The following is a 19,876-nucleotide window of genomic DNA, read 5'->3' on the forward strand; positions in this document are numbered from 1 at the left end:
CATGGCCGACAACAGCAAGAAGCCGGCAGGCACTCAGGAGAAGAAAGCGAACCGGCGCGGTGCGGCGCGGCTCGCCGCCGTGCAGGCGCTGTACCAGATGGATATCGCCGGTGCCGGCATCAACGACATCTTTGCCGAGTTCGAGAGCCACTGGCTCGGCAACGAGGTCGAGGGCGACACTTACCTCCCGGCGGAAGCTGCGTTCTTCCGCGATGTCGTTTCGGGCGTCGTGCGCGACCAGAAAAAGCTTGATCCGCTGATCGACGAGGCGCTGTCGAAGGGCTGGCCCTTGAAGCGGATCGAAGCGATCCTGCGCGCCGTGCTGCGTGCGGGAGCCTATGAACTCCAGAATCGCAAGGACGTACCGGCCCGCGTCGTCGTGTCCGAATATGTCGACGTCGCCAATGCCTTCGTCGACCGCGAGGAAACCGGCATGGTGAACGCCGTGCTGGACCAGATTGGCCGCCAGTTCCGCGGTGACGAGTTTGGGCGGGGGTAGGTCAGACATTCCGCCATTATCGCCCGGTCCTGGTGCGCATAGCGCACCGGCCGGGCGATGACAGCGGAGGACAAGGGCTGACATCGATGACCACTCCACAAAGTCCCTCCGCCGAGGACTCCCTCATCGCGCGCTATTTCAAGCCGATCGCGGCCGACCCCGGCGCGCTCGGTCTGGTCGATGACGCCGCAGTCCTGTCCTCATCGGGCGAGGACATCGTCGTCACCACCGACGCCGTCGTCGAGGGCGTGCATTATCTCGCCGACGATCCGCCTGAAACCATCGCCCGCAAGGCGCTACGGGTGAACCTGTCCGATCTTGCCGCCAAAGGCGCGCTGCCTGCAGGCTTCGTCCTGACGCTGGCGCTGCGCAGCCAAGAGGATGCCTGGCTCCGTCCCTTTGCGGACGCGCTGGGCGAGGACGCGAGGAACTTCGTCTGTCCTCTGCTCGGCGGCGACACGGTATCGACGCCGGGCCCGCAGATGATCTCGATCACCGCCTTCGGCCGCGTACCGCGGGGACGGATGGTTGGTCGCACCGGTGCCAGGCCGGGAGACCGCATCCTGGTGACGGGAACGATCGGCGACGCCGCGCTCGGCCTCGACGTGCTCAAGAGCGGCGCCGCTGCCGCGGCGCTCACGTCTGATGCCGCTGCAAGGAAAGCTCTGGTCTCACGCTATCGGGTACCGCAGCCGCGGAATTTGCTGGCGCAGGCCGTGCTCGATTTCGCGACCGCAGCGATGGACGTCTCTGACGGCCTCGCGGGCGATCTCACGAAACTCTGCGCAGCATCCGGAGTCTCGGCTTCGGTGGACGTGGCAAGCGTGCCGCTCTCGGCTGCAGCGGTCGGCCTGCTCGCCCGCAACATCATTTGCGTCGAGACGCTGCTTGCGGGGGGCGACGACTACGAGGTGCTGTGCACCGTTCCGTCGGCGCAAAGCGATGCGTTGATCGCCGCAGGGCGGGCCGTCGGGGTTGCCGTGACTGCGATCGGCACGATCATTGAGGGGCACGAGCGGCCGCGCTTCCTGGACGAGCAGGGCCAGGAACTGTCCTTGGCGCGTCTATCCTACAGCCACTTCTAGGAATTGCTCCAAACCGGCATCTTGGTTCTCGGCGCTTGGTGCTAAATACCTGCCGAGATCGGCGTTTTCCGCCTTATACGGCGTTGCACCCTCAATTTGATTTTGGCAAGGTTGCGACCGATTGGGGCCGCCCCTTTTGGGCAAGGGGCGGCCTTGTTCGAAATCAAGGCGCCGCGTCGCACGACGGACAACAAAAGGCGCCGGGGGTACATCAAGGATCTGAGGCATAAATCAAATGACAGCATTATGGTTGATAGTGCTCTGCGGAGTGCTTTCCGTTGCCTACGCGGTTTGGGCGACGTCTTCGGTGTTGAGCGCGGATGCGGGGTCGCCGCGCATGCAGGAGATCGCAGGAGCCGTGCGCGAAGGCGCACAGGCGTACCTGCGGCGCCAGTACACCACGATCGGTCTCGTCGGCATCGTCATCTTCGTGCTGCTTGCCTATTTCCTCGGGCTCTATGTCGCGATTGGCTTCGCCATCGGCGCGATCCTGTCCGGCGCCGCCGGCTTCATCGGCATGAACGTCTCGGTCCGCGCCAATGTGCGCACGGCCCAGGCCGCCACGACGTCGCTTGCCGGCGGCCTCGAGCTTGCATTCAAGGCGGGTGCCATCACCGGGCTTCTGGTGGCGGGTCTGGCGCTGCTCGGTGTGACCATCTATTTCGCCTTCCTGGTCCATTGGCTGAAGCTTGCGCCCGACAGCCGTCTCGTCGTCGACGCGCTGGTGGCCCTCGGCTTCGGCGCCTCGCTCATCTCGATCTTCGCCCGTCTCGGCGGCGGCATCTTCACCAAGGGTGCTGACGTCGGCGGCGACCTCGTCGGCAAGGTCGAAGCCGGTATTCCCGAGGATGATCCGCGCAACCCGGCCACCATCGCCGACAACGTCGGCGACAACGTTGGCGACTGCGCCGGCATGGCCGCCGACCTGTTCGAGACCTATGCGGTGACCGCGGTCGCCACCATGGTGCTCGCGGCGATCTTCTTCGCCAAGACCCCGATCCTCGCCAGCATGATGACGCTGCCGCTCGCGATCGGTGGCATCTGCATCATCACCTCGATCATCGGCACTTTCTTCGTCAAGCTCGGGCCGAGCCAGTCGATCATGGGGGCGCTCTACAAGGGGCTGATCGCAACCGGCATCCTGTCGCTGATCGGTATCGCGCTGGTGATCTATTATCTGATCGGCTTCGGCAAGCTCGAGGGCGTCGATTACACCGGCATGGCGCTGTTCGAATGCGGCGTCGTCGGCCTCATCGTCACCGCGCTGATCATCTGGATCACCGAATACTACACGGGCACGGACTATCGTCCGGTGAAGTCGATCGCCCAGGCCTCGGTGACCGGCCACGGCACCAACGTGATCCAGGGCCTCGCCATCTCGATGGAAGCGACCGCGCTGCCTGCGATCGTCATCATCGCCGGCATCCTGGTGACCTACAGCCTCGCCGGGCTGTTCGGCATCGCGATCGCGACCGCCACCATGCTGGCGCTGGCCGGCATGATCGTCGCCCTCGACGCCTTCGGTCCCGTCACCGACAACGCCGGCGGCATTGCCGAGATGGCGGGACTGCCCAAGGAGGTGCGCAAATCGACCGACGCACTCGATGCGGTCGGCAACACCACCAAGGCCGTGACCAAGGGTTACGCGATCGGATCCGCCGGCCTCGGTGCTCTCGTGCTGTTCGCGGCCTACAACGAGGACCTCAAGTACTTCGTTGCCGGCTCCGCGCAGCATCCGTACTTCGCCGGCGTCAATCCGGACTTCTCGCTCAACAACCCCTACGTCGTGGTGGGCCTGCTGTTCGGCGGCCTCTTGCCGTATCTGTTCGGCGCAATGGGTATGACGGCCGTGGGCCGCGCAGCCAGCGCGATCGTCGAGGAGGTTCGGCGTCAGTTCCGCGAAAAGCCGGGCATCATGCAGGGCACCGACAAGCCTGACTACGGCAAGGCGGTCGACCTGCTCACCAAGGCGGCGATCAAGGAGATGATCATCCCCTCGCTGCTTCCGGTGTTGTCGCCGATCGTCGTCTATTTCGTGATCTACGCGATCGCGGGCGGCGGCGCGGCCGGCAAGTCGGCGGCGTTCTCGGCGGTGGGCGCGATGCTGCTCGGCGTGATCGTCACGGGCCTGTTCGTCGCGATCTCGATGACCTCGGGCGGCGGCGCCTGGGACAACGCCAAGAAGTACATCGAGGATGGCCATTTCGGCGGCAAGGGCTCTGATGCGCACAAGTCGGCCGTCACGGGCGACACCGTCGGCGATCCCTACAAGGACACTGCGGGCCCCGCGGTGAATCCGATGATCAAGATCACCAACATCGTGGCCTTGCTGCTGTTGGCGATCCTGGCGCACTGAGCAGGGTCGAAGAAAAGAGAAAACCCCGCGGCGCGAGCCGCGGGGTTTTTGTTTGTCGGGTTGTATGCTCCCACCTCGTCATTGCGAGGAGCTCTGCGACGATGCAATCCAGTGTCTTTCCGTGGAGGCAGTCTGGATTGCTTCGCTGCGCTCGCAATGACGAAGGATGCGGTAGCGTTCCGTTGAACGCTACTGCACGTCCATCTGCAGCCCTTCCTTCTGGATGATGCCGGCGAACTTCTTCGTCTCGGCGTCCAAGAAGGCGGCGAATTGCTGCGGCGTGCCGTAATCGGCGCGGGCGCCCATGGCGGCGATCTGCTTCTTGACGTCGTCGCGTTCCAGCATCGCCTTGACCTGGAGATTGAGCGCGTTGAGCACTTCGGGCGAAACGCCCTTCGGCAGGAACACCGAGAACCACGACGAGACGTCGAAGTTCGCCAGCTCGGGCGCGCTCTCGCGCATGGTCGGCAGGTCTTTCGCAAGCTCGCTGCGCTCGGGCGTCGTGACGCAGAGACCGTTCAGCGTGCCATTCTGCACCTGCGGCAGGCTCGGATACAGATTGTCGAACAGGATCTGAATGTCGCCGGCGAGGGCTGCCTGGAGCGCCGGTCCGGCACCGCGGAACGGGATGTGCGTCATCTTCAGCCCGGTGAGCTGCAGGAACCAGGCGCCGGTGAGGTGAGGGCTCTGGCCGACGCCTGATGAGGCGTAGCTGAGCTTGTCCGGATTGGCCTTCAAGTAGGCAATCAGCTCCGGGATCGACTTGATGCCGGTCTTGGGATGTGCCGAGACGATGTTCGGGATCCGGATCATGTTCGAGACCGGCTGGAGCTGGTCCGGCTTGTAGCTGAGGTTCTTGAAGATACTGTAGGCAATCGCGTTCGGACCGGGGTTGCCGATCAGGATGGTGTGACCGTCGGGCTTGGCGCGCACGGCCTCGGCCGTGCCGATCGTGCCGCCACCACCGGAGCGGTTTTCCACGACCGCGGACTGGCCCCAAGCCGTCTGCAGATGCGCGGCCAAAAGCCGACCCATCACGTCGGTCGAGCCGCCGGCCGCCGCCGGCACGATGAGACGCACGTTTTCGGTAGGCTTCCAGTCGGCAAGGCTCGATCGCGGCAGTATCGCTGCGGCTGCAAGGCCTGCAGCACCGGTGAGCACGCGACGGCGGGACAACAAAGTGTTCTGACGTTTCTTGGGCACGAATCCACTCCCTGCTTCTTGCTGCCGGGACCGTAGGGAACAGCACGTGCGACCGCAAGTCGCGCGCGAGCGCAAGCGCTGCGCGGAGAGCGGCAGGACGCCGCAGGCCTGCGTTATTTACCTTGCGGTGGAATTAGGCCGGCTGTTGAGCCTCTTTTCGGACGCGCACCCTTTTGCGAAGCGCTAGTCGCTTCGCCCGCAAGCCTCGACCGACTCAGTTGAAGCTGAGCAGCTTGAACAGCGGCGTAAGGTAGCTCATCTCCTGGCCCGACGTGGGCGTGGTGCGGCTGATGAAGTCAAAGATCTTGCCGTCCTGGAGACCGTAGTTCGCAAGCCGGCGCACGCGCCGGTTCTTGTCGAAATAGATCGCGATGACGCGTTGGTCGACGACCTTCTGGTTCATGAAGGCAACAGGGCGCTCCGACCGCTGCGAGATGTAGTAAAAAACTTCGCCGTCAAGGGTCGCGACGGTGGAGGGAGTGCCCATCACGATCAGCACCTGATCCTGGCTCGCGCCGATCGGGATCTGCTCGAGCGCGCCGGGCGGCAGGATGTAACCCTTCTGGAATTGCTCACCGGTGCAGCCGGCAAGCGCGACGCCAACGAGAGCCGCAGCCGCGAATATGCGCAGGCCGCGCCAGCATGCATGGAGGCCGTGCCGCTTGTTCGCGCGCAGGCTGGTCTGGTTCATTGTCGTCATAGCGGAACTGATTCCGTCCCCTTGCGTCGCGCGAGGCGCTGAAGTACCGGGCGGAGCCTCTGAATGCAACACGCGCGCGCCCGCTTGCGGAAACCACAATGCTTTGGCCGTTCAATCACTTCAGGAAACCCCGGCTAACCCCGCCGGGCACCATTGAAGCCATCTATGGCATGATCGTGACGCAGGCGCGAGAACCCATATTTTACCGGGACTTGGGCGTGCCCGATACGGTTAACGGGCGTTTCGACCTGTTGCTGCTGCATCTGTGGTTGCTGCTGCGTCGCCTGCGCACAGCCCAGGGCGGCACCGAGCTGTCTCAGGCGCTATTCGACCGCTTCTGTGAGGACATGGACGACAACCTGCGCGAGATGGGGGTGGGCGACCAGACTGTGCCGAAGCGGATGCGGGCCTTTGGCGAGGCCTTCTACGGCCGCGTCCAAGCCTACGATACAGCCATGGAAAGCGGCGGCGAGGCGCTGGCATCGGCGATCTGCAAGAATATCTTGAATGGGACCGGCATGGATCGGGCGCACAGGCTCTCGGCCTATGCCCAAGCCACGGAAGCCGATCTCGGCCGGACCGACGAGGCCGCGCTGCTGCGCGCAAGCTTCAAATTCCCTCCGGCGCTTCCAGAGGATGTCACGCCATGAGCCGACCGAATGCCGGATCCCCGCCCGATCCCTGGCGATCGCCCGTCATCGTTGCGCAGATCCCTGACGGGGGCCTGCATCGTGAGCTTGTGGCATCAGCTGCCGAGCGGCAGGCCATGGCCGAGCTCGCGGGCCTCCGCGAGATACTGTCGGCCCATGCCAGTTTCGATGTGGTGCCGAAAAGCGGTGGGCGGGTCCAGGTCACGGGGCTGGTCCGCGGCCGAATCGGCCAGACCTGCGTCGTCTCGCTGGAGCCGATCGAGAGCGAGATCGAGGAGGAGGTCGACCTGATGTTCGCCCCTGAGGCGGAGGCGCGCCGCTTGGCCGACCTAATCGAGGAGGGGCAGGACGACCGGCAGGCGCCGGAGGTCGCCGATCCTCCCGAGCCGATTACGGGCGGCATCATCGACCTCGGCCGACTCGCCACCGACGCCCTGTTCCTGGCGATCGATCCCTATCCGCGCAAGGAAGGGGCCGTGTTCGAGGCGGAGGTCAGCGCCCCCGATCCGGAGGACCATCCCTTCGCGGCGCTGAAGGCGCTCCAGGACAAGAAGAAGGGCAAATAGCCAAGCATTTCCGCGCCGGGCGGCTTGGGGTGGAGCATGAGCCGTTTGCCGCGATGGTTTGAAGGACGGCACTATCCGATTGATTGTGATGGGTTTCTCGCCCGTTCATGCGCCCGCTCCCGGATCGGCCCAAAAGGCTGGGGGCAAGAGGTTGTTTCGGGGGTACAAAACGCTATTGTCGCGGCCCGGTCCGGGTGCGGCGTGGCGCTTGGCCGATCGCCAACTCCGTGGCGACCCCATTTCGCGGCCCCGCTAGCTCCAGACCGCACCAGACCAGGTTTCCAGGACTTACATGCCAAGCAAGGTTCGCATCGCGCTGGACGCCATGGGGGGCGATGTCGGCCCTGCCGTGGTCGTTCCCGGCGCCGCCATCTCGCTTGGCAGGCATCCCGATATCGAGTTCCTGCTGGTCGGAAACCGCGCCAAGATCGAGCCCGAGCTCGACAGGCACCCGAAGCTGAAAGCCGCCTCCAAGGTTATCCATACCGACGTCGCCATCAGCATGGAGGACAAGCCGAGCCAGGCGTTGCGGCGCGGCCGCAAGACCTCCTCGATGTGGCTCGCGATCGATGCGGTCAAGAAGGGCGAGGCGGATGTCGCGATTTCCGCCGGCAATACCGGCGCGCTGATGGCGATGGCCCGCTTCCACCTGCGGACGCTGCCGGGCATCGACCGGCCGGCCATCTCCGCGATCTGGCCGACCAAGCGCGGGGCGTCCGTCGTGCTCGACCTCGGCGCCACGCTCGGCGGCGATGCCCACCACCTGGTGTCGATGGCGGTGATGGGGGCGGCCAAGGCGAGCGTGCTGTTCAACAAGAAGCGGCCCACGGTCGGTCTGCTCAATATCGGCGCCGAGGAAATCAAGGGGCACGAGGAGATCCGCGAAGCCAGCGAAATCCTGCGCGCGAGGAACCTGCCGGAGCTCGACTATATCGGCTTCGTCGAGGGCGACGGCATCGGCAAGGGCCTCGCCGACGTCATCGTCACCGAGGGCTTCAGCGGTAACATCGCGCTCAAGGCCGCCGAGGGAACCGCGCGGCAGATGGCGGAATTGCTCCGTAATGAGATGCAGCGGAGCTGGCTCTCCAAGCTCGGCTATCTCTTCGCCCGCAGCGCCTTCCAAGCCCTGCGCGACAAGATGGACCCCAACAAGTCCAATGGCGGCGTGCTGCTGGGACTGAGGGGGGTGGTGGTCAAGAGCCACGGCGGAACCAACGCCGAAGGCTTTGCCTATGCGATCGATGTTGGCTATGAGATGGCTCACTACGATCTCCTGAACAAGATCAATCAGATGCTCAACCGCGAGGGCGGTGCACTCAGTTCGGTGCAGGCCGCGCAGGAGGCTGTTTCGTGACTCAAATTCGTTCGGTCGTGCTCGGCTGCGGCTCCTATCTGCCGGAGCAGGTGGTGACCAACGCCCAATTGGCGGCGCGCATCGACACCTCCGACGAGTGGATCGTGCAACGCACCGGCATTCGCGAGCGGCACATCGCGGCCGAGGGCGAGTTCACCTCGCATCTGGCGCTCAAGGCGGCGCAGGCCGCGCTCAGCGATGCCGGCCTTGACGCGCAGTCGATCGAGCTGATCGTGCTGGCGACCTCGACGCCCGACAACACGTTCCCTGCAACGGCGGTCGCCGTGCAGCACGGCCTCGGCATCAATCACGGCGCGGCCTTCGACCTACAGGCCGTGTGCTCGGGCTTCGTGTTTGCGCTCGCCACCGCCGACAACTTCCTCCGCACCGGCGCCTACAAGCGCGCGCTGGTGATCGGCGCCGAGACGTTCTCGCGCATCCTCGACTGGAATGATCGTGGCACCTGCGTCCTGTTCGGCGACGGCGCCGGAGCCGTGGTGCTGGAGGCGCAGGAGCAGCCGGGCGATCCCGCGACCGACCGCGGCGTCGTCACCACGCACTTGCGCTCCGACGGCCGCCACAAGTCAAAGCTGTTCGTCGATGGTGGGCCGTCCTCGACCCAGACCGTCGGTCATCTGCGCATGGAGGGCCGCGAGGTCTTCAAGCATGCGGTCGGCATGATCACCGATGTGATCGTCGACGCCTTCGAGGCGACCGGGCTGAATGCCGACAGCATCGACTGGTTCGTGCCGCACCAGGCCAACAAGCGAATCATCGACGCCTCCGCGCACAAGCTGCACATCGCACCGGAGAAGGTGGTGCTGACCGTGGACCGCCACGGCAACACGTCGGCGGCCTCGATCCCGCTGGCGCTATCGGTGGCGCGCAAGGACGGGCGCATCAAGAAGGGCGACATGGTTCTGCTGGAGGCCATGGGCGGCGGCTTCACCTGGGGCTCCGCCCTCGTGCGCTGGTAGCAACAGTCGATAAAATTTTGCCGGATTTGGCCGCGATTATCGATGCGTCTGCATTGATGAGCGCTGTTGACCGTCGTATCGTAACCTCATAATTTCAGACAACAATTGTTCGCCGTGATGTGGGGCAGGGCGATGACCGAGACCAGCAAAACCGTAACGCGAGTTGATCTGTGCGAAGCCGTCTACCAGAAGGTGGGCCTTTCGCGCACGGAATCGTCCGCCTTCGTGGAACTCGTGCTGAAGGAGATCACCGACTGCCTGGAGAAGGGCGAGACGGTGAAACTGTCCTCGTTCGGCTCCTTCATGGTGCGCAAGAAGGGCCAGCGGATCGGCCGCAACCCGAAGACCGGCACCGAGGTGCCGATCTCGCCGCGCCGTGTCATGGTGTTCAAGCCGTCGGCGATTCTGAAACAGCGGATCAACAACCAGCACCGCACCAACGGCGACGCCAGCAAGGCTAAAGAAGAGGCGTAACCCCCTTTCGGAAAGGACTGGCCTTTGGACAAGGCGCCGGATGCGTTCCGAACCATCAGCGAGGTAGCGCAGGAACTCGACATTCCGCAGCATGTGCTGCGGTTCTGGGAGACCCGCTTCTCGCAGATCAAGCCGATGAAGCGCAGCGGCGGGCGCCGCTATTACCGTCCCGACGACGTCGACCTGCTCAAGGGCATCCGCCGGCTGCTCTACGGCGAGGGCTACACCATTCGCGGCGTGCAGCGGATCCTGAAGGAGCACGGCGTCAAATCGGTGCAGGGCCTCGCCGACAGCGCCGCCGCGGTCTCGTTCGGCGCCATCGAGGATGCCATTGGCGCGAGCCTGATGGAGCCCGACGACGAGGCGCCGATCAAGGGGATTACCGACACCGACGATGACGATTTCCAGGGGGACGAAGAAGAAGGCATCGACTTCCGCTTCTCGGAGATCGACGACGAGGAGATCCTCACCACCTTCCGCAAGGGCGGCGCCACCGCTGCGGCCGCCGGCCCCAGCGCGCTGGACCGGGAGCGGCTGGGCCGCGCGCTCGCCGATCTCGTCGCCTGCCGCGAGATGCTGGATCAGGCGCTGAAGGACGGGTAGGGCGCTTTTCGCCGGCTTTTGCGGGCAAGTTCCGGAAGCTTCGGGAAGGCAACACCAAAATGGCATCGCTCGCCTTGCGCAAAGCGGCGATCCTAGCTAATGGAACGGCATTCGGAGCGTGGCGCAGCCCGGTTAGCGCACTAGTCTGGGAGACTAGGGGTCGGAGGTTCAAATCCTCTCGCTCCGACCATTTTTCTCAAAGCATCTGTCGGGTGGATGGACGATCGGCGTGGGGCGTGCTCCCGCCCGAGCCGGATGCGTGCGCGATCAGCAGCGCCAGCGCTTCGGCGGTCAGCCACCAACCGAAACAAACCCCATGCACCGTAGATATGTCATTCGTCGGATGATGTTTTCCGAATCGTCGCAACTGGTCGCGCAGAACGGGAGCATTGTCAGGGTGCGCCTCACCGAATGACGGTTGATCCCGACGCCTTCCCATCGCTGTCGGCTTAACGTCCGGGGCTGGCTGGTCATGTTGTCGTATCACGGCAATGTCCTGTCATACGGATCATGCAAGCTTGTCGACACGCAATTCGTGAGGTGCGTCGGCAGTCCGGCGTGCGCAATTTGAATTGTACGACACTCGCGGGCTCTGCATTGCCGGTTGGCGTGCCGGTCGAGCTGAATCTAATGTGTGACCAGCCGCACGATTACGCGGTGATGCCGTCGCCGGACGGACGGCGCGCGCGGGTGATTGCAAGCGGTAGCGGCATGGGAGAGATGCGTGAGCGTTGTCACGGAGCGCGTCGTCTCTTCACGACTGGCGCTGTGTGGCTCGGAGGCGGCCTCCGGGGCGTTTCCTCTTCTCCGTCGTTGACGGATCGGTAGTTTTGCGGGCCGTCAGGCGTGGCCCTTGATCTCGTAGTGACCCGGCACGCATTTGTAGCGCTCGAGACGCCAGTTGGCGCGATAGATCGGATGCTCGCCCATCCATTTCGCGAGCGGGGCCTGTGCTCCGACCGCACACTGCATCATCGAAATCTCGGGCGTCATGTTGCTGTCGGTCACGATTTCCTCGACGCAACTGCCTGAGCTGGCTGCACCGAGCCGGCAGAGTACGGCAACGACGGTCACGAACATTCTTGTCACCTCATCGGTTGTTTCTGACCACGACGAGGATGCAAGCGGAGTGCCAGAGCGCGTGACACGCAAATAAGCAAGTAACACGCTGGCCTGGCCCACTCGCCCCAGCGTCCGGAGTCCATTTGACGATTCGGATCGTAAATATTTGCCAATAAACCGAAGCCGGAGAACTACGGAACGTACCGCGGGCGTGGTTGCCTCACATGCGCGGACCGCGTGGTGATTGCCAGAGCGGTCGATAATCCGCTGCCCGAAATAACAGACGCCGAATGGTCTTCGATCCGCTTTTACCTGCGGATGCGGCGCTGCTACATTTGCGATGGCGCCACAGCGCGGGCAGCCCGAAAGAAACATACCGACAACGGAGGGACCGAAGTCCCATGAAGGATTTTGCTGGAAAGATCGCGGTCATCACCGGCGGCGGCACGGGAATGGGGCGCGAGCTCGCGCGTCAGCTCGTGGCCGAAGGCTGCAACGTCGCGATGTGCGACGTCTCGGAGGCTGCGATGGCCGAGACCAAACGGCTCTGTGAGGCCGAGAGGCTGCCGCAGGGCCTGCGCGTCACGACGCATGTCGCCGATGTCGCGATAGAGGACCACCTGAAGCGTTTTCGCGACGAGCTCGCCGAGCAGCAGCAGACGGACAGGGTTCATCTGCTGTTCAACAATGCCGGCATCGGTGGCGGCGGCAGCCTTTTCACCAATACGCGCGAGCAGTGGGAGCGAACCTTCAACATCTGCTGGGGCGGCGTCTATCTCGGCGTGCGCACCTTTCTGCCGATGCTGGTCGCCGCGGACGAGGCCCACATCGTCAACACCGCGAGCGTCAACGGCTTCTGGGCTTCGATCGGCATGAACCAGGCGCACACCGCCTATAGCTCGGCCAAGTTCGCGGTAAAGGGATTCACCGAAGCGCTGATCAACGACCTTCGCCTGCACGCGCCCCACGTCAAGTGCTCGGTGGTGATGCCCGGTCACATCGGCACCTCGATCGTCTCGAACTCGCGCAAGGTGCAGAGCGCCGACGGCTCGGAGCGGCTTAATGCCGACGAGGTGGCGTTGACTCGCAAACGCATGGTCGCGGCCGGCGTGCCGGATGCCGACAAGATGTCGGACGAGGACATCCAGGCGGTATTCGCCGAGCGCGCCCGCAGCTTCCTGGAGGATGCGCCGACGACGGCCGCGGAGGCCGCGAAGATCATTCTCGATGGGGTCAAGGCCGAGCGCTGGCGCATTCTCGTCGGCGAGGACGCCAAGCGCCTCGACGAGCGCGTGCGCGCCACGCCGGAGCAGGCCTACGACCGCGCCTTCTATGAAAGCTTTACTCAGGAGGTCGGCTGGCGGCTTGGTTGAGACCGCCTTCGGGCGAGCGCGAATATGGGTATGATGAGCGTCATGGCAAGAGATGCGACCGCAATTTTGCGTGCCACCTCCTGCCAATGTTCTTTCGCCGATGTTCGCCCACTCTATGACCCATCGGTATGTCACGCATGCGACATGCCGTGTTCAAGCGATGGTGATCTGAAACGCCGCTCGTCGGGCGCACGGCCGCTTGGTCGGCTAACTGAAATGGTTTAGTCCATCAGGGTAGCGCGATGATAGAGCGTAGCTCCCGACGATGCCCGCATGCCTCTCCGACGACTGGACCTTCTGCCCGGAACGAGAGGACGTTTCCGCTGAGTTCACGCGGCTGCTCACCGCGGCCCAGGAGGGCGGCGCCACGATCGCAGAATGCCTGATGATCGCCCGTCAGCTGAAGCGCGGCGACGACCGGTCCTGGCACCGCGAATGGAAGAAGCTGGCGCAAACCAATCGGCAGCGTGCCGAGACGGCGTTTGCGGAGGGCCATCTGGCGAGTGCGCAGCGCAACTGGCTGCGCGCGATGAACTACTATGGTGCCGCGGCGATGCCGCTCGACCCCGCGGATGAGCGCCGCTGGGTTGCGGTGCTGGCGATGCAGGAATGCGCTCGCCGTTATCTCGCTGCGCGCAGCCCGGCCGGCGAAGTGGTGACCATACCCTGGCTCGAGGGGCATTCGTTGCAGGGCTACTTCCTTCCTGCGCCCTCGGCAGACGGGTCGGCTCCGACCGTCATCTGCATCGGCGAGCCCGGCCACCGCAAGGAAGAGTTTCTGTTCAAGCTCGTGCCGCATGCCCGCGAGCGCGGCTTCTCGATGCTGGCGCTCGATCTCTTCGGCGACCAGCGCGACGACTATCTCGATGCGCTGTTGCAGCGCCGGGATCTCGAGAGCGCGATCCCCGGGGTCATGGACTATCTGGAGACGCGTGCTGACGTCGACTTCGCGCGCATCGGGATCATCGCCGATGGCTGGGGCTCATCCTTCGTGGCACGCGCGGTGTTGCAGGAGCCGCGGCTGGCCGCCGCCGTCTGCGACGGCGGCCTGTGGGACCTGCACGAGCGGGCCTTTTTTGCCAGTCGCTTCGCGGTGAGCGACGTCAGCATCGTCCCGGTGCCCCATGCGCCGCTGATGGCTTCCAGCGCCGACTGCCCGGTGCTGATCACGCTCGGCGAGGACGGTTGGTTGAAGGCTGATCGGGCGCGTCAGATCGTCCAGAGCGCCCGGCTCGGAAGTGCGGACGTCATGCTGAAGGTGTTCACTGCGGCCGAGACCGGCGCGGCGCAGGCCCATGCGGACAATCCGAGCCTGGCCAACGAATACATCTTCGACTGGCTCGAATCGCGGCTCGGCGCCGCCAGGCGCATCTAGCGGCCCGCGTCAGAAGCGCAGGGGTCAAAAGTCCAGGCTCAGGCGGACGCAGGCCTTTTCGAGACGGGTCTTCAGCGTCGCGAGCTTGGCCGTGAATTCGGTAAGCTCGGCCTCGTCGAATTCCTGGAAGACGAATTCCCGGATGGTCTTGTACTGCTCGTGGAGGCTCGCCAGGTGCTTCTGCGTCTTCTCTGTCAGGGACAGCCTGACCACCCTGGCGTCGGTCGGCGACGGGCGACGGCGCAGCAGGCCCTTCTTTTCGAGCAGCTTGGACTGGGTGGTCACGAAAGACGGGTCGACGTGGAGGAGCTTGGAGACGACGTTGACCGGGATGCCCTCGTCCTTGTCGAGGTCGGAGATGGCCATCAGGATTAGCCATTGCGGCCCGCTGATGCCGAGCGTTCGCGCCCAGAACTGACGCAGCTCCTCAAGATACATGTTGATCGAAGATATTTCCCAAGTGAAGCGCCTGATGATGTCCAGATTGCCGATGGTGCGCAGGCGCGCTCCTTCTTTTCTCGTCGCGGACACAGCGGCGCTCCCGTGATCTGGCTTCTTGCCGTCTTGAGACAATAGTTCACGCAACTCTGCCCTGATGCAAGTGCAGAGCCGACAAATTGTTACAAAACTGCCAAATATGATGCACTCAGGCGACGAGGTCAGGCTCGTTGTTGCCGCCGTACCACAGCCATCCGTAAATCAGAAACCTGATTTTATAAACTATTTTGATTAGCAAATGCGCGCATGCATAGTGCGCGCCGACGGTGGGGGATTCTCGACCGTTCCGTTGCAGGTGGATCGCTCAAGTCCCTCGCGTTCAAGCGGGTGTCGGAAGGCGCGAAGCGGCTGAGCGGGTTTTGAGAGGCGGGGTTTGGGGGGCTGACGGCCCGCCTCGCCGTGAATGACAACTTGGAGGTTTGATATGAAATTGGTGAAGAGCCTTTTGCTCGGCTCAGCGGCGGGTCTGATCGCCGTGGGCGGAGCGCAGGCAGCCGATCTGCCCGTCAAGGCGAAGGCGGTCGAGTACGTCAAGATCTGCTCGCTGTACGGTGCCGGCTTCTACTACATCCCGGGCACCGACACCTGCGTCAAGCTGGGCGGTTACCTGCGCGCTGAAGTCGCGCTCAACTCCGGCGGCCACTACAACGGTCAGTTCAGCGGCGTGGCGGGCGCACACAACCGTCTGACCAACTACTACTCCATGCGGTCTCGCGCGGACCTCAACATCGACACGCGCACCGCGACCGAGTACGGCGTCGTCCGTACTTATTTCGATGCGGTGTTCACCTGGACCTCGGGCAGCTACAGCGGTACCGGCACTGGATTGACCGGCGGCTCGACCGCCTATGATTCGGCTCCGTCCGGAACGAGCGGTTCGGGCTCCGTCGCCGGCGGCGCACTCGGCGTCTACTACGCCTTCATCCAGTTCGCAGGCTTTACGATGGGTAAGGCGGTGTCGCAGTTCGATGCGCCGTGGACGAACTATCCGGGCAACAACTTCGACCAGCTGGTCGGCGGCGGTGGCACCGTTACCGGCGTGAACCAGTTCACTTACACTGCGGATTTTGGCCAGGGCATCACGGCCTCGATTTCGGCACAGGATCAGACCGCCTACTACCAGACCAACATCTGGAACACTTCGGGAGCGACGGCTGCCGGAATCCTCGGTGGCGCGTACGGTCTCAATGACATCGGCGGTTCGCGTTCACCTGATATCGTCGGTATGGTGCGCGTCGATCAGGCTTGGGGTCTGTTCCAGGCTTCGGTGGCGGCCCACAACAACCACGCCGGATATTATGGCGGCAACGAAACGACCGGCGGGCCGTCCGACAAATGGGGGTGGGCCGCTGCACTGGCTCTGTCGATCAAGAACATCCCGACCGGCGCAGGTGACGTGGTCAACATCCAGGGCGTCTACACCGAGGGTGCCAGCCGCTACAACTTCCAGAGCCTTGCGGCGACCAGCTACTCGATGTTCAGCGGCAGCGGCAACGGCGCTTACCAGAGCGTCGGTTTCGCTGGCGTTTCAGATGCAGTCTTCGGAGCCGGCACCGGCCTTGAACTCACGAAGACGTACGGTATGCGCGGCGCATTCACGCACAACTGGAATCCGTACTGGAACACGGCGCTTTACGGTGCGTACGGTGCCGTCCGTTACGGCAGCACCGCCAAGGGGCTGATCTGTGGCAGTGCAGGCATGGCGGCTTTGGCTCTGACCGGTACCTGCAATCCGGACTTTGACATTGCCCAGGTTGGCGTGATCACCCGCTGGACTCCGGTCAAGAACCTGACTTTCTCGGGCGACTTCAACTGGAGCCGGATCGACCAGAAGTACTCGGGCACGGTCGCCTACGGCGGGAACGCAGCCACTGCCAAGCCGGCGGCTGTCTACGAGCTGAAGGATCAGGACAGCTTCACGCTGCTGCTCCGCGCTCAGCGCAACTGGTAAGAGCCTAAGATGCGACCAGGCCCCGGCGGAAAACCGCCGGGGCTTTTCGCGAAGCGCGGGCGCTGGGGAAACGTTGGCCTGTGCAGACGACGAAGACGAGCCATGCGCTTTGATCGTCTTCGAATTATTTACTTACCTGAGTTACTAAGCTATATAGCTCTCAGCCAAATACGAAAGTTGCGGCTCTTAGCTTCACGCTAAGCCTCCAAAACCTCCGGTGATGCCCCGCCGGAGGTTTTTTCGTTTGGTGTGGTGCTTCAGCCGCGCATCATCATGCGGGCGCGCGCATGCGGCCGGTAGGCGAGGCGGCTATGACCCGCGCAGTAGGGCTGGCCGTCGGGAGCGCTGTTGCCGCAGAAGCAGAAATCGTCTTCGCCCGGCGTCGAGATCGGCCATCGGCAGCGGTTCTCGGACAACTCCAGCAGCGAGCAGCGATTGGCCTCGTCGATCGGACCTGCAACCGCGGCTGCGTCGGTCTCGCCATAGATCGTCGCGAGCATCTCATATTGCAGCCGCGGGACCGCCCGCGGTGCACGCTGCGGCCCGAAGCCTCTGTCCTGGACCTTGCGGTCGTCGGCCGTCCGGCCGCGTGTCAGATTCAGCCGGGACAGCTTCCCGATTACGGCGTTGCGGCTGACCCCGATGTCGGCGGCGATCTCGCGGCAGGAGAGGCCGGCCTCGAAGTGCCGTTTCAGAAGCTCGATTCGTTCGTCGGTCCAGGTCGGTGAGAGAGCAGGCATGTGTAACGGTCCCAGGTTGGAGATATCGGCCATCCGCCTGATCGAGATCCGTCCGCCTCACGTCCGGCGCGCGCTTACGTCCTGCCATTGTCGCGGATCGACAAAAGCCCGTCCTTGATGGCGAGACGGATGCCTTCCTCGATCAATGTCCGTGCGACGCCGGGAACGCTGGTGCCGTGGGTGCCCTGTCTCACCAGCTTCTCCAGGTAGGCGATGGTCGAGAGCGCCAAGGTCACGGGAATGCGGTCAGTCTCGGCTTTTTCGGTGGCCATGGCCCGAACGCTAGCCTCTTACTCGGGTACATAAAAGTAACGATTAAGACTCTATTTAGGTTCGGGGGTGGAAGTCAAATCCAGGCCGGGTTGGTTCATTAGCGCATTGGAATCGCACGAAAAATCGGGCACGACGCAACGCGTCGCGCGGGGCGGCAGGCGCGGGTCGGTGTCGGCAGGTCAGGGAAGGGCCAGGCGGCTCAGCCGTGCACGATCGCCTTTTCGATCATGCAGTGGATACCCTTGGCGCCGTTGACGGTCTGGGTCACCCTGAGATCGGCGGCCAGGCTGCACAGCATGTAGGCATCCTCGCGCGACAGATTCCGCCTCTCGCCGAGCAGCGCGATCATGTCACGCAGCGCGCGCACCACGCACTGGTCGAGATCGGGATCCATCGCCATGGTCATGTAGTGCGTCGCTGTCTCGGCGCGGGGATAGTCGAGCTTCAGGTCCTTGCGGAGCGTCAGGCGGAAGCGGCCCTGCAGCGCGGTCTCGATCGCAGTAACGCAGACTTCGCCGTCGCCCTGCACGCCATGACCGTCGCCGCAGGAAAACATCGCGCCTGGCACAAAGACCGGCAGGTACAGCGTCGCACCCGCACCCAGCTCCTTGTTGTCGAGATTGCCGCCCATCGCACGCGGGATCAGCGAGGAGATGCGGCCCCAGGCTGGCGGCGGCGAAACGCCCATTACGCCGAAGAACGGCTTGAGCGGCAGGTCCAGCCCCCACGGCATGCGGCCGACCATCCGCGTCCGGTCGAGCGGGATGTTGAGGATGCGCGTCTCGTGGAAATCGTCGGGCAGGGTGCCGGCCAGCGGCTTGATCATGTTCCAGCCCCAGTCCTGCCGGAGCTGGACCTCGAGGATCTCGACCGCGAGCACGTCGCCGGGCTCGGCACCCTCGACCGCGATCGGGCCGGTGAGGATGTGACCGGGCAGCATCCGCTCGTTCTTCGCATGAACCTCGTGCATCTCGGGTGGAATGTGAAACTTGCTCTGGTCGGGCAGCATGTCCGGACCGCCGCTGATGGTGTCGACCGTCACCTCGTCGCCGCTCTTGACGGTGAGGACGGGCTTGAGCGCAGCTTCGAAGAAGCCCCAATGGCAGGTTTCGGGGCTCGAATGCAGGTGATGATGGGTCATTTGCCGCGTCCGGTTGGTTTCATCGGCCGCGGGCTTGACCCGGCGATCGATCCTCTTTCAAGAAGATTTCTGAAGATGGCAGGGCCGGTCAAGCCCGCACCGGCAGGCCGTGTGAATTAGGCCAGGTGATTTGAGCGAGGCTCCACTGTTCTTCGTCCTTTCCAAGACCTTGGGCACCGCGCTGCTGCCGATCAACCTGCTGGTCGAGCTTGGCATCCTGTCCGTCGTGCTGATGGCGACGCGCTTTGCCACGCTCGGCCGCCGGCTTGCCGTGACCACGCTGGTGCTGTTGGCGCTCGCTGCGTTCTCGCCGCTCGGCAATCTCCTGATCTACCCGCTGGAGTCACGCTTTCCGTCGTGGGACCCGTCGCGAGGCGCGCCCGACGGCATCATCGTGCTCGGCGGCTCGGTCGACACCGACCTCTCGGCGGCGCACCGCACGCCGGTCGTCGCGCACGCGGCCGATCGCCTGTTTGCGCCGGCCGAGCTCGCCCGCCGCTATCCCAACGCACGAATCGTCTTCACCGGGGGCACAGCGAACCTGGTTTCGACCGAGGCGAGGGAGGCCGACTATTCCGCGCCGATCCTTGAGAATCTCGGGATCGCGAAGGAACGCCTGATCCTCGAGCGCGACTCCCGCAACACCTGGGAGAATGCGATCTTCACCAGGAAACTGGTATCGCCAATGCCGGGCGAGCGCTGGCTTCTGGTCACGTCGGCCTTCCACATGCCGCGCTCGATGGGGATCTTCCGCAAGGCCGGCTTTGACGTCGAGGCCTATCCGGTGGACTGGCGGATGGGGGGACGCGAGGACCTGTTCTCGTTCACAAACATGGGCACGGACGGTCTTCGTCGGACCGATGTCGCCGTCCGCGAGTGGATCGGCCTCGTGGCTTACCGTTTGATGGGAAGGACCGGCGAGTTGCTTCCGGGACCGGGCAAGGACTAGAACGAAGCCGTCAAGACAAGAACACACGGCGCGCGGTCGCCGGCCGG

At 64.1% G+C, this 19,876-nt stretch carries 20 protein-coding genes and 1 tRNA gene; 14 read left to right on the forward strand and 7 right to left on the reverse strand.

Going from position 1 to position 19,876, the window contains the following annotated elements; genetic code table 11:
- Position 1 precedes the first annotated feature (1 nt).
- From nusB to K408_RS0124640, 3 genes are all read left to right on the forward strand, one after another.
- The gene (nusB, locus tag K408_RS0124630) at positions 2-499 is read left to right on the forward strand and encodes a transcription antitermination factor NusB (protein ID WP_024341155.1); all 498 of its coding nucleotides are present in this window, start codon (positions 2-4) and stop codon (positions 497-499) included.
- 86 nt (positions 500-585) lie between these two features.
- A complete protein-coding gene (thiL, locus tag K408_RS0124635; protein ID WP_024341156.1) occupies positions 586-1,584 on the forward strand; it encodes a thiamine-phosphate kinase in 999 nt (332 codons plus the stop codon).
- A 235-nt stretch (positions 1,585-1,819) separates the two neighbouring features.
- Positions 1,820-3,940, forward strand: coding sequence for a sodium-translocating pyrophosphatase (locus K408_RS0124640; protein ID WP_024341157.1), 2,121 nt, complete (start codon positions 1,820-1,822; stop codon positions 3,938-3,940).
- A 189-nt stretch (positions 3,941-4,129) separates the two neighbouring features.
- Here the strand turns inward: K408_RS0124640 and K408_RS0124645 are convergent, their stop codons facing one another.
- Both K408_RS0124645 and K408_RS0124650 read right to left on the reverse strand, forming a co-directional pair.
- Positions 4,130-5,143, reverse strand: a complete 1,014-nt coding sequence (locus K408_RS0124645) for a Bug family tripartite tricarboxylate transporter substrate binding protein (RefSeq protein ID WP_024341158.1) — start codon at positions 5,141-5,143, stop codon at positions 4,130-4,132.
- Between the two features lie 214 nt (positions 5,144-5,357).
- Positions 5,358-5,843, reverse strand: coding sequence for an outer membrane protein assembly factor BamE (locus tag K408_RS0124650; RefSeq protein ID WP_024341159.1), 486 nt, complete (start codon positions 5,841-5,843; stop codon positions 5,358-5,360).
- A gap of 98 nt (positions 5,844-5,941) precedes the next feature.
- On the opposite strand from K408_RS0124650, the gene K408_RS0124655 reads away from it, so the two are divergent.
- From K408_RS0124655 to K408_RS0124685, 7 genes are all read left to right on the forward strand, one after another.
- Entirely contained in the window at positions 5,942-6,493 is a 552-nt protein-coding gene (locus K408_RS0124655) for a ubiquinol-cytochrome C chaperone family protein (RefSeq protein WP_024341160.1), read from the forward strand.
- Positions 6,490-7,059: a YceD family protein gene (locus tag K408_RS0124660; RefSeq protein ID WP_024341161.1), complete on the forward strand. Its 570-nt coding sequence runs from the start codon at positions 6,490-6,492 to the stop codon at positions 7,057-7,059. The genes K408_RS0124655 and K408_RS0124660 overlap by 4 nt, the downstream gene beginning before the upstream one ends.
- 292 nt (positions 7,060-7,351) lie before the next feature.
- Positions 7,352-8,413: a phosphate acyltransferase PlsX gene (gene plsX / locus K408_RS0124665; protein WP_024341162.1), complete on the forward strand. Its 1,062-nt coding sequence runs from the start codon at positions 7,352-7,354 to the stop codon at positions 8,411-8,413.
- A complete protein-coding gene (locus K408_RS0124670; protein ID WP_024341163.1) occupies positions 8,410-9,390 on the forward strand; it encodes a beta-ketoacyl-ACP synthase III in 981 nt (326 codons plus the stop codon). Before plsX ends, K408_RS0124670 begins: the two co-directional genes overlap by 4 nt.
- Positions 9,391-9,522: 132 nt before the next feature.
- Positions 9,523-9,864, forward strand: coding sequence for an integration host factor subunit alpha (locus K408_RS0124675; protein ID WP_024341164.1), 342 nt, complete (start codon positions 9,523-9,525; stop codon positions 9,862-9,864).
- 24 nt (positions 9,865-9,888) lie between these two features.
- Entirely contained in the window at positions 9,889-10,467 is a 579-nt protein-coding gene (locus tag K408_RS0124680) for a MerR family transcriptional regulator (RefSeq protein WP_024341165.1), read from the forward strand.
- 112 nt (positions 10,468-10,579) lie between these two features.
- A tRNA-Pro gene (locus K408_RS0124685) sits at positions 10,580-10,657 on the forward strand.
- 650 nt (positions 10,658-11,307) lie between these two features.
- On the opposite strand, the gene K408_RS0124690 is transcribed toward K408_RS0124685, so the two are convergent.
- Complete coding sequence (locus K408_RS0124690) at positions 11,308-11,547, reverse strand: hypothetical protein (protein WP_024341166.1); 240 nt, start codon at positions 11,545-11,547, stop codon at positions 11,308-11,310.
- 383 nt (positions 11,548-11,930) lie between these two features.
- Here K408_RS0124690 and K408_RS0124695 point away from each other — a divergent pair, with 383 nt between their 5' ends.
- A complete protein-coding gene (locus K408_RS0124695) occupies positions 11,931-12,902 on the forward strand; it encodes an SDR family NAD(P)-dependent oxidoreductase (RefSeq protein ID WP_024341167.1) in 972 nt (323 codons plus the stop codon).
- Positions 12,903-13,167: 265 nt separating this feature from the next.
- Positions 13,168-14,277: an alpha/beta hydrolase family protein gene (locus tag K408_RS0124700; RefSeq protein WP_024341168.1), complete on the forward strand. Its 1,110-nt coding sequence runs from the start codon at positions 13,168-13,170 to the stop codon at positions 14,275-14,277.
- 24 nt (positions 14,278-14,301) lie between these two features.
- On the opposite strand, the gene K408_RS0124705 is transcribed toward K408_RS0124700, so the two are convergent.
- Entirely contained in the window at positions 14,302-14,808 is a 507-nt protein-coding gene (locus K408_RS0124705; protein WP_024341169.1) for a MarR family winged helix-turn-helix transcriptional regulator, read from the reverse strand.
- A gap of 391 nt (positions 14,809-15,199) precedes the next feature.
- Between K408_RS0124705 and K408_RS0124710 the strand changes: the two genes are divergently transcribed.
- Positions 15,200-16,726 carry a porin gene (locus K408_RS0124710; protein WP_024341170.1) on the forward strand — a complete coding sequence of 509 codons (1,527 nt, stop codon included), beginning with the start codon at positions 15,200-15,202 and terminating at the stop codon, positions 16,724-16,726.
- Positions 16,727-16,983: 257 nt separating this feature from the next.
- Here K408_RS0124710 and K408_RS0124715 read toward each other — a convergent pair whose 3' ends face one another.
- The 3 genes from K408_RS0124715 to K408_RS0124725 all read right to left on the reverse strand — a co-directional run bounded on the left by K408_RS0124715 (position 16,984) and on the right by K408_RS0124725 (position 18,880).
- The gene (locus K408_RS0124715) at positions 16,984-17,466 is read right to left on the reverse strand and encodes a GcrA family cell cycle regulator (protein WP_024341171.1); all 483 of its coding nucleotides are present in this window, start codon (positions 17,464-17,466) and stop codon (positions 16,984-16,986) included.
- 74 nt (positions 17,467-17,540) lie between these two features.
- Positions 17,541-17,738, reverse strand: a complete 198-nt coding sequence (locus tag K408_RS0124720; protein WP_024341172.1) for a hypothetical protein — start codon at positions 17,736-17,738, stop codon at positions 17,541-17,543.
- Between the two features lie 200 nt (positions 17,739-17,938).
- Positions 17,939-18,880: an acetamidase/formamidase family protein gene (locus tag K408_RS0124725; RefSeq protein ID WP_024341173.1), complete on the reverse strand. Its 942-nt coding sequence runs from the start codon at positions 18,878-18,880 to the stop codon at positions 17,939-17,941.
- A 181-nt stretch (positions 18,881-19,061) separates the two neighbouring features.
- On the opposite strand from K408_RS0124725, the gene K408_RS0124730 reads away from it, so the two are divergent.
- Positions 19,062-19,829, forward strand: coding sequence for a YdcF family protein (locus K408_RS0124730; RefSeq protein ID WP_035698498.1), 768 nt, complete (start codon positions 19,062-19,064; stop codon positions 19,827-19,829).
- The last annotated feature ends 47 nt before the right edge of the window (positions 19,830-19,876 follow it).

This window comes from Bradyrhizobium sp. in8p8 (assembly GCF_000426845.1).
Lineage (GTDB): Bacteria > Pseudomonadota > Alphaproteobacteria > Rhizobiales > Xanthobacteraceae > Bradyrhizobium > Bradyrhizobium japonicum_C.

What these genes read in the sequence shown, in the direction of transcription:
- nusB (WP_024341155.1), top strand. Translation starts at nt 2, where the DNA reads ATGGCCGACAACAGCAAGAAGCCGGCAGGCACTCAGGAGAAGAAAGCG.
- thiL (WP_024341156.1), top strand. Translation starts at nt 586, where the DNA reads ATGACCACTCCACAAAGTCCCTCCGCCGAGGACTCCCTCATCGCGCGC.
- K408_RS0124640 (WP_024341157.1), top strand. Translation starts at nt 1,820, where the DNA reads ATGACAGCATTATGGTTGATAGTGCTCTGCGGAGTGCTTTCCGTTGCC.
- K408_RS0124650 (WP_024341159.1), bottom strand. Translation starts at nt 5,843, where the DNA reads ATGACGACAATGAACCAGACCAGCCTGCGCGCGAACAAGCGGCACGGC.
- K408_RS0124655 (WP_024341160.1), top strand. Translation starts at nt 5,942, where the DNA reads ATGCTTTGGCCGTTCAATCACTTCAGGAAACCCCGGCTAACCCCGCCG.
- K408_RS0124660 (WP_024341161.1), top strand. Translation starts at nt 6,490, where the DNA reads ATGAGCCGACCGAATGCCGGATCCCCGCCCGATCCCTGGCGATCGCCC.
- plsX (WP_024341162.1), top strand. Translation starts at nt 7,352, where the DNA reads ATGCCAAGCAAGGTTCGCATCGCGCTGGACGCCATGGGGGGCGATGTC.
- K408_RS0124675 (WP_024341164.1), top strand. Translation starts at nt 9,523, where the DNA reads ATGACCGAGACCAGCAAAACCGTAACGCGAGTTGATCTGTGCGAAGCC.
- K408_RS0124690 (WP_024341166.1), bottom strand. Translation starts at nt 11,547, where the DNA reads ATGTTCGTGACCGTCGTTGCCGTACTCTGCCGGCTCGGTGCAGCCAGC.
- K408_RS0124695 (WP_024341167.1), top strand. Translation starts at nt 11,931, where the DNA reads ATGAAGGATTTTGCTGGAAAGATCGCGGTCATCACCGGCGGCGGCACG.
- K408_RS0124700 (WP_024341168.1), top strand. Translation starts at nt 13,168, where the DNA reads ATGCCCGCATGCCTCTCCGACGACTGGACCTTCTGCCCGGAACGAGAG.
- K408_RS0124710 (WP_024341170.1), top strand. Translation starts at nt 15,200, where the DNA reads ATGAAATTGGTGAAGAGCCTTTTGCTCGGCTCAGCGGCGGGTCTGATC.
- K408_RS0124715 (WP_024341171.1), bottom strand. Translation starts at nt 17,466, where the DNA reads ATGCCTGCTCTCTCACCGACCTGGACCGACGAACGAATCGAGCTTCTG.
- K408_RS0124720 (WP_024341172.1), bottom strand. Translation starts at nt 17,738, where the DNA reads ATGGCCACCGAAAAAGCCGAGACTGACCGCATTCCCGTGACCTTGGCG.
- K408_RS0124725 (WP_024341173.1), bottom strand. Translation starts at nt 18,880, where the DNA reads ATGACCCATCATCACCTGCATTCGAGCCCCGAAACCTGCCATTGGGGC.